Annotated in this window: 10 protein-coding genes; 3 read left to right on the forward strand and 7 right to left on the reverse strand. The window is 68.0% G+C overall.

Annotated elements, in window-relative coordinates; translation table 11 throughout:
- Window positions 1-5: 5 nt before the first annotated feature.
- A complete protein-coding gene (locus tag ACCQ10_RS19735) occupies window positions 6-1316 on the reverse strand; it encodes a LysR family transcriptional regulator (RefSeq protein WP_372361660.1) in 1311 nt (436 codons plus the stop codon).
- Between the two features lie 101 nt (window positions 1317-1417).
- On the opposite strand from ACCQ10_RS19735, the gene ACCQ10_RS19740 reads away from it, so the two are divergent.
- The 3 genes from ACCQ10_RS19740 to ACCQ10_RS19750 all read left to right on the forward strand — a co-directional run bounded on the left by ACCQ10_RS19740 (window position 1418) and on the right by ACCQ10_RS19750 (window position 4236).
- A complete protein-coding gene (locus ACCQ10_RS19740) occupies window positions 1418-2089 on the forward strand; it encodes a 4-carboxy-4-hydroxy-2-oxoadipate aldolase/oxaloacetate decarboxylase (RefSeq protein ID WP_166745377.1) in 672 nt (223 codons plus the stop codon).
- Window positions 2082-3137, forward strand: coding sequence for a 4-oxalomesaconate tautomerase (locus tag ACCQ10_RS19745; protein WP_372361661.1), 1056 nt, complete (start codon window positions 2082-2084; stop codon window positions 3135-3137). Before ACCQ10_RS19740 ends, ACCQ10_RS19745 begins: the two co-directional genes overlap by 8 nt.
- 76 nt (window positions 3138-3213) lie before the next feature.
- On the forward strand, window positions 3214-4236 hold the full coding sequence (locus tag ACCQ10_RS19750) for an amidohydrolase family protein (RefSeq protein WP_372361662.1): 1023 nt from the start codon (window positions 3214-3216) through the stop codon (window positions 4234-4236).
- A gap of 301 nt (window positions 4237-4537) precedes the next feature.
- Here ACCQ10_RS19750 and rpmG read toward each other — a convergent pair whose 3' ends face one another.
- From rpmG to ACCQ10_RS19780, 6 genes are all read right to left on the reverse strand, one after another.
- Window positions 4538-4705 carry a 50S ribosomal protein L33 gene (gene rpmG, locus ACCQ10_RS19755; protein WP_002809462.1) on the reverse strand — a complete coding sequence of 56 codons (168 nt, stop codon included), beginning with the start codon at window positions 4703-4705 and terminating at the stop codon, window positions 4538-4540.
- 13 nt (window positions 4706-4718) lie between these two features.
- Window positions 4719-4955, reverse strand: coding sequence for a 50S ribosomal protein L28 (rpmB, locus tag ACCQ10_RS19760; RefSeq protein WP_002809459.1), 237 nt, complete (start codon window positions 4953-4955; stop codon window positions 4719-4721).
- A 478-nt stretch (window positions 4956-5433) separates the two neighbouring features.
- A complete protein-coding gene (locus ACCQ10_RS19765) occupies window positions 5434-8649 on the reverse strand; it encodes an efflux RND transporter permease subunit (protein ID WP_372361663.1) in 3216 nt (1071 codons plus the stop codon).
- A 176-nt stretch (window positions 8650-8825) separates the two neighbouring features.
- Window positions 8826-10097, reverse strand: coding sequence for an efflux RND transporter periplasmic adaptor subunit (locus tag ACCQ10_RS19770; protein ID WP_372361664.1), 1272 nt, complete (start codon window positions 10095-10097; stop codon window positions 8826-8828).
- Window positions 10098-10282: 185 nt separating this feature from the next.
- Window positions 10283-11554 (reverse strand): TolC family protein, encoded by a 1272-nt coding sequence (locus tag ACCQ10_RS19775; protein WP_372361665.1) that lies wholly within the window; start codon window positions 11552-11554, stop codon window positions 10283-10285.
- A gap of 54 nt (window positions 11555-11608) precedes the next feature.
- The gene (locus ACCQ10_RS19780; RefSeq protein WP_039404961.1) at window positions 11609-11992 is read right to left on the reverse strand and encodes a hypothetical protein; all 384 of its coding nucleotides are present in this window, start codon (window positions 11990-11992) and stop codon (window positions 11609-11611) included.
- Window positions 11993-12203 lie beyond the last annotated feature (211 nt).

Consider the following 12203-nt stretch of genomic DNA (forward strand, 5'->3'; position numbering starts at 1 on the left):
CGTTCTCATGAGGAAGCCGATTCTGACCGGGCCGGACGTGAACGCAACGGCGTGCTGCCACCGGCCTGTCCGCAATGGCGAAAGGGCCCCGCTTCCGAGGCTGCCGGCCGCACGCGCTCGGCGCAGACCTGCCGCAGCGTCTGTACGAAGGCAGTCTGCGCGCGGGTGGGGTGCCAGTCGCTGCGCGTGGTGATGCCGATCTGCCGGCGCAGCTGCGGCCCGGCGCGGCCGATCTCGGCCAGCAAGCCGGCGCGGCGCTCGAACAGGAACTGGTCGCGCGACATCAGGGTCAGCCAGTCGTCTTCCAGCAACAGCCCGCGCACGGTCAGCTCCGCGCCGCACTCGATACGCAGCGCCGGCGGCTCCAGCTGGCGGTCGCGGAACATGCGCTCCCAGCGTTCGCGCACCGGCGTGCCGGCGGCGGCGATCACCCAGGGGTAGTCGAGCAGCTGCGCAAACGCATACGACTGCCCGGCCAGCGGGTGCCCGCTGCGCGCCACGATCACCGGCTCGTCGTCGAACAGCGGCTCCTGCAGCACGTCACGGACCGGTAGCCGCTCGCGTAGCGCGCCGATCAGCAGATCCAGCCCGCCGTCGCGCAGATGTGCCAGCAATTCTGCATACGGCCCTTCGACCACGCTGATGCGCGCGGCCGGGTGCGCGCGCGCAAACCGCGCCAGCGCCTGCGGCAACAGGATCGCCCGTGCCAGCGGCATCACCCCCACCACCACCCGGCCGGCATGCTGCGAGCGCAGCGCCGCCACCTCGTCGAGCGCGGCGCGTACCTCGGCCAGCGCCAGCCGCACCTGCCGCAGCAGCCGCTCGGCCACCGGCGTGGGCTGCATCGCCTTGCCGCGGCGCATGGTCAGCGGCACCTCGATCACATCGGCCAGCGACTGCACCGCCCGATACACCGCCGGTTGCGACACCCCCACCTGCACGGCCGCCAGCGAGTAGCTGCCCGCCACATCCACGGCGACCAGCGCCTGCAACTGCCCCAGCGACACGCGCCGCTCCAGCCCCGGGCGGGCGGGCAAGCGCAGCGCCCGCCGCGCCACCCGGATGCCGCGGCCAAGATGCGCCAGCGCACGCTCGATCCGCGGCACCACCAGCTGGGTAGCCTCGGTGGCCACCATCCCGCCAGGCTGGCGGTCGAACAACCGCACCCCCAGTTGCTGCTCCAGCCGTGCCACCGCCTGGGTCAGGGCGGGCTGCGACAGGTTCACCTGCGGGGCGGCCGCGCTGATGCTGCCCAGCCGATGCACCACGACCAGGGCGTGGAGATGGCGGAGGTTCGGCTCGGGCATCGGCGGCATGCTCTAACTATAAGCAAAACCAATACGCATACCTCAAATGAATCTTGAGCTGTCTCGCTCTCGCCACTCAGACTCGGCACAGCACTAACGAGGATGGATGGATGAGCCAGGTCGTCACCCAGATCGCGCGCACCCCGATCGCCGTCGTGGACGGGCTGGCGCAGGCCGGCGTGGCCACCGTGCATGAAGCGCAAGGCCGCACCGGCCTGCTGCATCACCGGCTGCGCCCGATCTACGGCGGCTGCCGCATCGCCGGCACTGCGGTCACCGTGTCGGTGCCGCCCGGCGACAACTGGATGATGCATGTGGCCATCGAACAGCTGCAGCCAGGCGACGTGCTGGTGGTGGCGCCCACCAGCGACTGCTGCGACGGCTATTTCGGCGATCTGCTGGCGACCTCGGCCCAGGCGCGCGGCTGCCGCGGGCTGATCATCGATGCCGGCGTGCGTGACGTGCGCGACCTCACCGCCATGCAGTTCCCGGCCTGGAGCCGCGCCATCTGCGCGCAGGGCACCATCAAGGAGACGCTGGGATCGGTCAACGTGCCCCTGGTGTGCGCCGGGGCCCTGGTGCAGCCGGGCGATGTGGTGGTGGCCGACGATGACGGCGTGTGCGTGGTGCCGCGCGAACGCGCCGCCGAGGTGCTGGCCGAAGCGCAGGCCCGCGAAGCGCGCGAACTGCTCAAGCGCGAGCGCCTGGCGCGCGGCGAGCTGGGGCTGGACATCTACGCCATGCGCGAGCGCCTGGCGGCCAAAGGGCTGCGCTATGTCTGAGCGGGTGCGCGCGATGTGGATGCGCGGCGGCACCTCCAAGGGTGGCTTCTTTCTCGCCGATGAGCTGCCTGCCGACAGCGCCGCGCGCGCTGCCTTCCTGCTGCGCGCCTACGGCTCGCCGGACCTGCGCCAGATCGACGGCATGGGCGGCGCCGACCCGCTGACGTCCAAGGTCGCCGTGGTGTCGCGCTCGGCCCGCGCCGATGCTGACGTGGACTATCTGTTCCTGCAGGTGGCCGTGGACCAGGCGCAGGTCAGCGACGCACAGAACTGCGGCAACATGCTGGCCGGTGTCGCGCCATTCGCACTGGAACGCGGCCTGCTGCCGGCGCGCGACGGCGAAACCGAGGTGCGCATCTTCATGCGCAACACCGGCACCCTGGCCACGGCCACCGTACAGACGCCCGGCGGCCGGGTCAGCTATGCCGGCGATGCGCGCATCGATGGCGTTCCCGGCACCGCCGCGCCGATTGCGCTGGCGTTTGCCGACATCGCCGGCTCCTCCTGCGGCGCCCTGCTGCCCAGCGGGCGAGCGCTGGACACGATCGACGGCGTGGAGGTCACCCTGATCGACAATGGCATGCCCTGCGTGGTGTTGCGCGCCAGCGATGTGGGCATCAGCGGCTACGAAGACCGCGCCACCCTGGATGCCGACGCGTCGCTCAAGGCACAGTTGGAATCCATTCGTCTGCAGGCTGGCCCGCTGATGCGGCTGGGCGATGTCAGCGCTGCGACGGTGCCGAAGATGATGCTGGTGGCTGCGCCGCGCGACGGCGGCGCGATCTGCGTGCGCTCGTTCATTCCTCACCGCTGCCACGCCTCCATCGGCGTGCTCGGCGCGGTCAGCGTCGCCACCGCCTGCCTGCTGCCGGACGCGCCTGCGCATGCGCTGGCGCAGCTGCCCGGCGGCGACAGCCAGCAGGTGGGGGTGGAGCATCCCAATGGCATGAGCAACTGCCTCATCGAGTGCGACGCACAGGGCGCGGTGGTGCGCGCGGCGGTGATCAGGACTGCGCGCAAACTGTTCGATGGTGAATTGTTTGCGTGAACGTCACCGACCAGCCCTGCGCGCCGGCAGTTGACTGCGTGCCACTACCTCTCTCCGCATCGCGACGAGCATTGCCATGATCATCGACTGCCACGGCCACTACACCACCGCGCCCGCGGCGCACGATACGTTTCGCAAGGCGCAGATTGCGCACTACACCGACGCCAGCGTGCCCGCGCCGGTGTACCCGGCCATCTCCGACGACGCGCTACGCGAGAGCGTCGAGCAACATCAGTTGCGCCTGCTCCGTGAACGCGGCTCAGACATGACCATCTTTTCGCCACGTGCCAGCACCATGGCGCATCACATCGGCGACGAGGCGGTGAGCCAGGTGTGGACACGCCACTGCAACGACCTCATCGCCCGCGTGGTGCAGCTGTATCCCCACACCTTCATCGGCGTGTGCCAGTTGCCGCAGTCGCCGGGAGTGTCGATCGCCCACTCGATCGCCGAGCTGGAACGCTGTGTCACCGAGCTCGGGTTCGTTGGCTGCAACCTCAATCCCGATCCTTCCGGCGGCCACTGGACCGGGCGGCCCCTGACCGACCGTGCCTGGTATCCATTCTTCGAAAAAATGGTCGAGCTCGACGTGCCGGCAATGGTGCACGTGTCGGGCAGCTGCAACGCCAATTTCCACGCCACCGGCGCGCACTATCTCAACGCCGACACCACCGCCTTCATGCAGTTTCTGCAAGGCGACCTGTTCACCGACTTCCCGGATTTGCGCTTCATCATCCCGCATGGCGGTGGCGCGGTGCCCTATCACTGGGGACGCTTCCGCGGACTGGCCGACATGCTCGGCAAGCCACCGCTGTCCACGCATGTGATGCGCAATGTGTTCTTCGACACGTGTGTTTATCACCAGCCAGGCATCGACCTGCTGTTCGAGGTCATCGATATCGACAACATCCTGTTCGGCTCGGAAATGGTCGGCGCGGTGCGCGGCATCGACCCGCAGACCGGCCACTATTTCGACGACACCAAACGCTACATCGATGCATTGGCGATTTCCGCAGCCGACAAGCACAAGGTGTTCGAAGGCAATGCGCGGCGGGTGTATCCACGGCTGGATGCGCAATTGCGGGCGCGTGGGTTGTAGCGGTGTTCCCTTCTCCCATCGGGACATCGTCCTCCTTTATGGGGGAGAAGGTGCCCCGCAGGGGCGGATGAGGGTACGGGCGAAGCCTCTGGTACTCCAACCACTGCGAGTGGCTTCGCCCCGTACTCTCACCCCTACCCCTCTCCCATAGGAGAGGGGATACAGTCCGCCGAGGCGGAGTGGCCCAGGACGTGTGCGGATTTGAACCATTGTCGCGATCATCCGCCCGCAACACTCCCCAAACGCAAACACCCGCCTTTCGGCGGGTGTTTGCTTGGATGCAGATCGTGTAATCGGTGGATTACTTGATCTTGCCTTCCTTGTACATGACGTGCTTACGCACGACCGGGTCGTACTTCATCATTTCCATCTTCCCCGGAGTGTTCTTCTTGTTCTTGTCCGTGGTGTAGAAGTGGCCGGTAGCGGCCGAGGAAATCATACGGATCTTGTCACGCTTGCCTTTTGCCATGACTGCTTACTCCTCAGACCTTTTCGCCGCGCGCACGCAGCTCTTTCAGAACGGCATCAATCCCGTTCTTGTCGATGGTGCGCAATGCATGCGCGGAGACACGGAGCTTCACCCAGCGGTTTTCGCTGGCGACCCAGAAGCGACGCTCGTGCAGGTTGGGCAGGAAGCGACGACGGGTTCTGTTGTTTGCGTGGGAGACGTTGTTACCCGTCTGCACACGCTTGCCGGACACTTGGCATACGCGGGACATTACGCACCTCGATAAAGTTTGGTGTCTTCCTTAGCCAGGAAAACGGCGGCCCCGACAGCCGTTTGGCTGCCACGCAACGTTGGGAATCAATCACTTAACGCTGGGAAGAGGCCGGCACCACATCGCGCTGGGTGCCGCCGTCCGGAACGATCCGGGCACAGCGAGCCGCGCATTATGCACGGCAATCCCTTGTGCTGCAAGCACTTAGGCCAGGCGCCGGTGGCGTGCGGCAGCACCTTGCGCACGCGGCCTGCGATGCGGCCTGCCTGCCGCATCGCTTGTCGTCGTCGTCGCCAGCCCTCTCCTGCAGACGCAGCGAGCGATGTACCGGCCGCTTGCGCGCGCCCGGGCCGCAGCAGAAAACGCCGCAGCACTCCCGGGACAGGCCCCGAACCAGCATTGGCACGCGCCCGGCCGCGTCATCGCCGCCCGGTCACACCCTGCGCCGCCGAGGTGCCCCGGCGCGAGCGGAGCACGGTCACGTTCCGCCCCGCTGCGGCACTGCGGCATCCGCTGGTGCTACACGCCCGGCCTTGTCCCGATGCAGCCAGCGATACAACACCGGCAACACCAGCAACGTCAGCAGGGTGGAGGAGACGATGCCGCCGATCACCACCGTGGCCAGCGGGCGCTGCACTTCGGCGCCGGCGCCCACGTTGAAGGCCATCGGCACGAAGCCCAGCGCGGCCACCAGTGCGGTCATCAACACTGGGCGCAAACGCGACAGCGCGCCTTCGCGCAGCGCCTGCTCCAGCGGCATGCCTTCGGCACGCAGGCTGCGCACGAAGGCGATCATCACCAGGCCGTTGAGCACCGCCACGCCCGACAACGCGATAAAGCCGACACCGGCGGAAATCGACAGCGCCAACCCGCGCAGCGCCAATGCCACCACGCCGCCGGTCAGCGCCAGCGGCACGCCGCTGAACACCACCAGCGCATCGCGCAGCGAGCCGAACGACCAGTACAGCAGCGCGAAGATCAGCAGCAAGGTGCCCGGCACCACCCAGGCCAGGCGCTGGCTGGCGGAGATCAATTGCTCGAAGGTGCCGCCGTAGCCGATCCAGTAGCCGGTGGGCAGCTTGACCTGCGCCCGCACGCGCTGCTGCACCTCGGCGACAAAACCGCCCAGGTCGCGATCGCGCACGTTGGCGGTGATCACGATGCGGCGTTTGCCGTCTTCGCGATTGATCTGGTTGGGGCCGAGGACGGTCTCGATCCTGGCCACCTCGCGCAGCGGCACCGTGGTCGGTTCGCCACTGCGCCAGCCGGCGGCGCGGCTGGATTCGTCGGCATCGGCGCGCTCGCCATCGCCGCGCAACGGAATCGGCAGGTCCGCCAACGCGGTGGGGTCCTGCCGCAGGCCTTCGGGCAGGCGCACCACGATGTCGAAGCGGCGGTCGCCCTCGAACAACTGCCCGGCCGCCTGCCCGCCCACGGCTGCCGCGACGGTGTCCTGCACCACGCCGGGATTGAGCCCGTAGCCGGCCAGCGCGGCGCGGTCGGGCACCACCGCCAGCATCGGCAATCCGGTGGCCTGCTCCAGGCTCACATCGGCCGCGCCCGGCACCGCGCTGGCCACTTCCTGCACGCGTTGCCCGAGCCTGACCAATGTCTCCAGATCGTCGCCATAGACCTTGATCGCGACATCCGCGCGCACGCCGGAAACCAGCTCGTTCATGCGCATCTGGATCGGCTGGGTGAACTCGTAGTTGTTGCCGGGCAATTGCTTGACCGCCTGCTCGATCTCGGCCAGCAACTGCGCCTTGGGCTTGCGCGGGTCCGGCCATCGATCGCGCGGATGCATGATCAAGAACGTATCGGCGACCGAGGGCGGCATCGGGTCGGTCGCCACTTCGGCGGTACCGAGCTTGCCGAACACGAGCGCCACTTCCGGAAACTGCTTGATGCGTTTTTCCAGGGTGGATTGCATGGTGATGGCCTGTTCCAGGCTGGTGCCGGGAATACGCAAGGCATGCAGCGCGACATCGCCTTCGTCCAGGTTGGGGATGAACTCGCTGCCCAGGCGTGTGGCGAGCACCGCGCACGCCGCTACCGCTGCCAGCGCCGCGATGCCCACCCAGCGCCCGTGCCGCAGCGCGCGATCCAGCAATGGCGCATACACGCCGCGCGCCCAGCGCATTGCGCGGTTTTCATGCTCGGCAACCTTGCCGCCCAGCAGCAACGCGATCGCTGCCGGCACGAAGGTCAGCGACAACAGCATCGCCCCGGTCAGTGCCAGCACCACGGTGATCGCCATCGGGTGGAACATCTTGCCTTCGATGCCGGTGAGCGCGAACACCGGCAGATACACCGCGGTAATGATACCCAGGCCGAACAGGCTGGGGCGGATCACCTCGGCGGTGGCTTCGGCGGTAAGTTCGAAACGCTCGTCGCGCTCGAGCACACGCCCCAGGCGCAATTGCGCGTCGCCGAAACGGCGCAGGCAGTTCTCCACGATGATCACCGCGCCATCGACGATCAAGCCGAAATCCAGCGCACCCAGGCTCATCAGGTTGCCGGACACGCCACCGCGCACCATGCCGGTGAGGGTGAACAACATCGCCAGCGGAATCACTGCGGCCGTGATCAGGGCTGCGCGGACATTGCCCAGCAACAGGAACAACACCACGATCACCAGCAACGCGCCTTCGATCAGGTTCTTGGCGACGGTGACGATGGTGCGGTCCACCAATGCGGTGCGGTCGTACACCGGCACCGCCTGCACACCGGCCGGCAGGCTGGCGTTGGCTACTTCCAGGCGCTGTGCGGCGGCTTGCGCCACGGTGCGGCTGTTGGCGCCGACCAGCATGAACACCGTGCCCAGCACTACTTCATTGCCGTCCTGGGTGGCGGCGCCGGTGCGCAGCTCGCGTCCTTCGCCCACCTGCGCCACATCGCGCACGCGGATCGGCACGCCTTCGCGCCGGTCCAGCACGATCGCGCCGATCTGCGCGATGTCGTCCACCTGCCCCGGCACGCGCACCAGAAACTGCTGACCGTTCCGTTCGATATAGCCGGCACCGATGTTGCGGTTGTTGGCCTCGACCGCCCGTGCCACGTCGTCCAGGGTAAAGCCCAGCGCCACCAGGCGCGCCGGATCGGGGGTGATATGGATCTGCCGCGCGTAGCCGCCGATGGTGTTGACCTCGGTCACGCCCGGCACATTGCGCAGCTGCGGGCGCACCACCCAATCCTGCAGGGTGCGTAGATCGGTCGCGGTCCACGCACTGCCATCGGGCTTGCGCGCATTCGGCTTGGCTTCGACCGTATACATGAAAATTTCGCCCAGCCCGGTGGCGATCGGCCCCAGTTGCGGCTCCAGCTCGGCCGGCAGTTGCGACTTGACCTGCTGCAAGCGCTCGGCCACCTGCTGCCGCGCGAAATACAAGTCGGTGCCATCGGCAAACACTGCCGTCACCTGCGACAAGCCATAGCGCGACAACGATCGGGTGGATTCCAGCCCCGGCAGTCCCGCCAGTACCGTCTCCAGCGGAAACGTCACCCGCTGCTCGGATTCCAGCGGCGAATATCCCGGCGCCCCGGTGTTGACCTGCACCTGCACATTGGTGATGTCCGGTGTCGCATCGATCGGCAAGCGCGAAAAACTCCACGCGCCGATCGCAATCAACACGCCCGTCAAGGCCAGCATCAACCAGCGCTGTGCGATCGCGAACCGGATGATGTTAGTGAGCATGACGCGCACCTCCGCGCACACTTGGCGCAACTGCGTGCCCAGCCACACCGATCAGTGCGTGCGTGCCTGCGCCGCAACCGCGTCGATGACCGAAAAGACGTGTCGCTGAAGCACGGAAGAGCTGTTCGCACGCACCTGCGTGCGGCCAAGGAAGCAGCAAACCGGAAACGCAGCGTTCAGTGATCATGCGAGGCCCCCGACTTTTCGATGTCGGCCTTCACCAGGTAGCTCTGCTCCACCACCACCGTGTCGCCCGGCGCCACGCCGGACACCACTTCCACCTGCTGCGCATCGCGCGCGCCCAGCTGCACCGGCCGCGCTTCGTACACATCGCCCACCCGCACGAACACCACGTCCCAGTCGCGGAACCGCTGCAACGCACCGGTCGGCACCACCATCGCCGCCGGTTGCTGCGCCACCGTCACCCGTGCCTTCACCGCCGAGCCCGGCCGCCACAAGCCATCGCTGTTGCGCAGCACCGCGCGCGCCACCGTGCTCTGGCTGGCCGTGGCGGTGGCTGGCAACACGCGCTCCAGCGTGGTCTGCGCCACCACGCCATCGCTGATGCGCGTGACCGTCACCGGTGCGCCGGCGGTGATGTGGCCGGCTTCGGCGCCGAAAATGTGCAGATCCACCCACAAGGTGGACAGGTCGGCGATTTCGAACAGCGTCTGGCCTTCGCCCGCGTTGCTGCCCAGGCTGGCATTGCGGGCGAGCACAGTGCCACCGATCGGTGCGCTCACCGAATAGGTGGTCAGGCTCAGATTGCTCTCCACCGTGGCCAGCACCTGGCCTGCGCGCACCTGGTCGCCGACATTGACGCGCAGGCTGCGCACCGGGCCGGGGAAACGCGCGGTGGCCTGCGCCTGCGCGCCTTCTGCGGGCGTCAACAGACCCTGCACTTCATGCTGGTCGGCGATGCTGCCAGCACCCACCGGCGCAATGCGAATGCCGGCATCCTGGGCGATTTTCGCAGCGATGGTGGTGCGGCCTTCGTAGCTGGCATAGCGCCAGCGATGCGTCTTGCCCTGCACGGTGGCGCGCACGTCCACATCGAACGAATGCGGTTCGCCCACGGTGCTGTCGGCCAGCAGGCTGCCGTCGTCGCGTGGCCGCAACCGATGCACTTCATCGACGCCGCCAAGCCGCTTCAGATGCACTTCCACGTTGCCAGCAGTGGCCGGCAACGGTTTGCCATCGCGGTACAGCCAGGCCTGGTAGGTGGGCGGTCTGCCGTCCTCGGCGATCGCCAGCTCCACGCTGTCGCCGTCCTGGCTGAGCAGGCGCCCGCCGTGTGCGCCTTTTTGTGCGTCTTCGCCATGTGCGTCAGCATCGGCATCAGCTTCGGCAGCATGCCCTGCGTGGTCGTCGTGAGACTCTTCACTGCTGCGGCCGCAGCCGCTCAGCAGCAGCGCCAACAGCAGCGGCGCCATCAAAAAACGTGTCATCGAAATGGGTCCTGATTGGCGCCGATGCAGTGCGTCGGGCGAACGAATGAAGCTGGCTTGCGCTGCGTGCGCGCCGGGCATGGGCAGTGCTTCGCGGCCGCTAGATGATGCAGTTGCAGTTGCAGTTGCAGCAGATGCAACCGTGCGTACGCAGTCCGCGCGAAAAAATGAGAAGGCGTCAGCGCTCATGGCCCCACCTGCGCGGCACTGTCGAGCACGAACGGCTGCCCGGTCAGGCGCTGGATCTCGATCAACGCGGTCTGCGCGTCCAGTGCGGCGGCCAGTTGCTGCTGACGTGCATCGCTGCGTTGCGCCTGCAGCTGCGCCCAATCCAGATAACTGGTGGCGCCGGCACGGTACGCGCGCTCGGCGGCGGCATCGGCGCGCGCAAGTGCGGGCAGCACATCGCTACGCATGCGCGCCACTTCCAGCTGCGCGGCGCGGTAGCGGCCATGCGCGTCGGCCAGCGTGGCGTACAGCAGCAATGCCTGCGATTGGCGTTCGATGTCCAGCAACGACAGCTCCGCTTCGGCGGCGCGGATGTCCGGTTGCGCGCGCGCGGCGCTGCCCAGCGCCAGCGAGACGCTGCCCAGCAGCGCGGTGGCGTCGTTGGCTTCGAGCCGGCGCACGCCCACCTGCCAGTCCAGGTCCGGGCGCGCCTGGCTGCGTGCCAGCCGCACCCGCGCCTCGCGCACGCGCTGCTCGCCGTTCAAGCGCGCCAGTTCGGGCGTGGCATCGAGCAGCTGCACCAGCACCTCGAACTCGGGAATCGCCGGCAGCTGCAATGGGTCGCCAGTGACATCGCCGAAGTCCGGCGCACGCTGCCCCCACAGCACCGCCAACTGGCGGCGTGCGGCCGCCTCTTCCAGTTGCGCGCGGTCGCGATCGAGCTCCGCACGTGCCTGCAAGGCCTGCGCGGTCAACACCACCGACTCCGGCGAGGCGCCGGCCTGCAGCCGCAAACGCGCGGCGGCCACGGTGCGCTGGCGTTGCGCCAGGGTCTCCAGCGCGACGGTGCGGCGCTGGCGGGCGGCGGTGATGGCCAGGTAACGCCGCGCCACCTCGGCCAGCACGTCCAGCCGCGCGATCGCCCGTTGCGGTGCCAGCGCATCGATACGGGCCTGGGCCAGCGTGCGCCGCGCATCCAGTTTGCCGCCGCGTTCCAGCACGCCGGCCAGGGTGACGGTGAGTTCGGCCTGGTCCAGCGCGCGGGTGGGGCCGCTGCCGAACACGTTTTCCAGTTCGGCGCCGATGCGCAACGGCGGACGCAGCGCGTCGCGTTCGGCTTCGGCGGTGAGGACGGCACGCTGGCCATCGGCCAGGCGCAGGTCGGGGTGCTGCAGGGCGACGCGCGCGATGGCGTCGTCCAGGGTCAGCACGGGTTTGGGCGATACGTCCTGCGCCATGGCGCACGGCACGACCGCGAAGACGGCAATCGCCGTCAGTCGCAACCACATGAGGGTGTCTCCGGAATCGGGATCGATGGACAGGCCGGCACTGCCGGCGAGGCATCAGGCCGCGATCGGGGGACGCAATCCGGTCTCGCTCAGGTGCGAGCGGTAGTGCGCAAACACGGCCACAGGCCGGGCGTGCGCGTGCGTGGACAACGGCAGCCAGGCCAGCGCCGGCAAGACAGCCGGATTCTGGCCGTGGCAGTAGCCGCTATGCATCAGGGCGTGCATCAGGCCGGCCCCATCGCGCTCGCCGGCATCGCCTTCGTCGGCGCCGTCATGGCCATGCGGCGCGGTGTCTTCCAGATGCATCTGGTCGTGCGCCAATGCATGCACATCGCCCAATGCGCAGGCCACCGGCGCCACCAGCACGCCCAGCGCCAGCACTGCCAGCGCCATCAGGCGCAGCAAGGGGTGCAACAGGCGGGCGCGACGCAGCAGCATGGGCGCAGCGTATAGAGCCCAGGGTGGTTACACAATTGCATGCGGGTGTGGCGTGGTTGGGGGGTGCTTGGATGCTCTTTCTGCTCGGATGCTCTTAAAGCGTGGTCTGTCGAGTGCGCGGTGCCCTCACCGCTCGCGGGACACGCCGTCAACCCGTCCATGGGGGCTCGGTGGCGGCATCCATGCCGCCAACGGTCCCGCAATCGGTAAG

The organism is Xanthomonas sp. NCPPB 1325, assembly GCF_041477645.2.
Taxonomy (GTDB): Bacteria; Pseudomonadota; Gammaproteobacteria; order Xanthomonadales; family Xanthomonadaceae; genus Xanthomonas; species Xanthomonas cannabis.

What these genes read in the sequence shown, in the direction of transcription:
- ACCQ10_RS19735 (WP_372361660.1), bottom strand. Translation starts at nt 1,316, where the DNA reads ATGCCGCCGATGCCCGAGCCGAACCTCCGCCATCTCCACGCCCTGGTC.
- ACCQ10_RS19740 (WP_166745377.1), top strand. Translation starts at nt 1,418, where the DNA reads ATGAGCCAGGTCGTCACCCAGATCGCGCGCACCCCGATCGCCGTCGTG.
- ACCQ10_RS19745 (WP_372361661.1), top strand. Translation starts at nt 2,082, where the DNA reads ATGTCTGAGCGGGTGCGCGCGATGTGGATGCGCGGCGGCACCTCCAAG.
- ACCQ10_RS19750 (WP_372361662.1), top strand. Translation starts at nt 3,214, where the DNA reads ATGATCATCGACTGCCACGGCCACTACACCACCGCGCCCGCGGCGCAC.
- rpmG (WP_002809462.1), bottom strand. Translation starts at nt 4,705, where the DNA reads ATGGCAAAAGGCAAGCGTGACAAGATCCGTATGATTTCCTCGGCCGCT.
- rpmB (WP_002809459.1), bottom strand. Translation starts at nt 4,955, where the DNA reads ATGTCCCGCGTATGCCAAGTGTCCGGCAAGCGTGTGCAGACGGGTAAC.
- ACCQ10_RS19765 (WP_372361663.1), bottom strand. Translation starts at nt 8,649, where the DNA reads ATGCTCACTAACATCATCCGGTTCGCGATCGCACAGCGCTGGTTGATG.
- ACCQ10_RS19770 (WP_372361664.1), bottom strand. Translation starts at nt 10,097, where the DNA reads ATGACACGTTTTTTGATGGCGCCGCTGCTGTTGGCGCTGCTGCTGAGC.
- ACCQ10_RS19775 (WP_372361665.1), bottom strand. Translation starts at nt 11,554, where the DNA reads ATGTGGTTGCGACTGACGGCGATTGCCGTCTTCGCGGTCGTGCCGTGC.
- ACCQ10_RS19780 (WP_039404961.1), bottom strand. Translation starts at nt 11,992, where the DNA reads ATGCTGCTGCGTCGCGCCCGCCTGTTGCACCCCTTGCTGCGCCTGATG.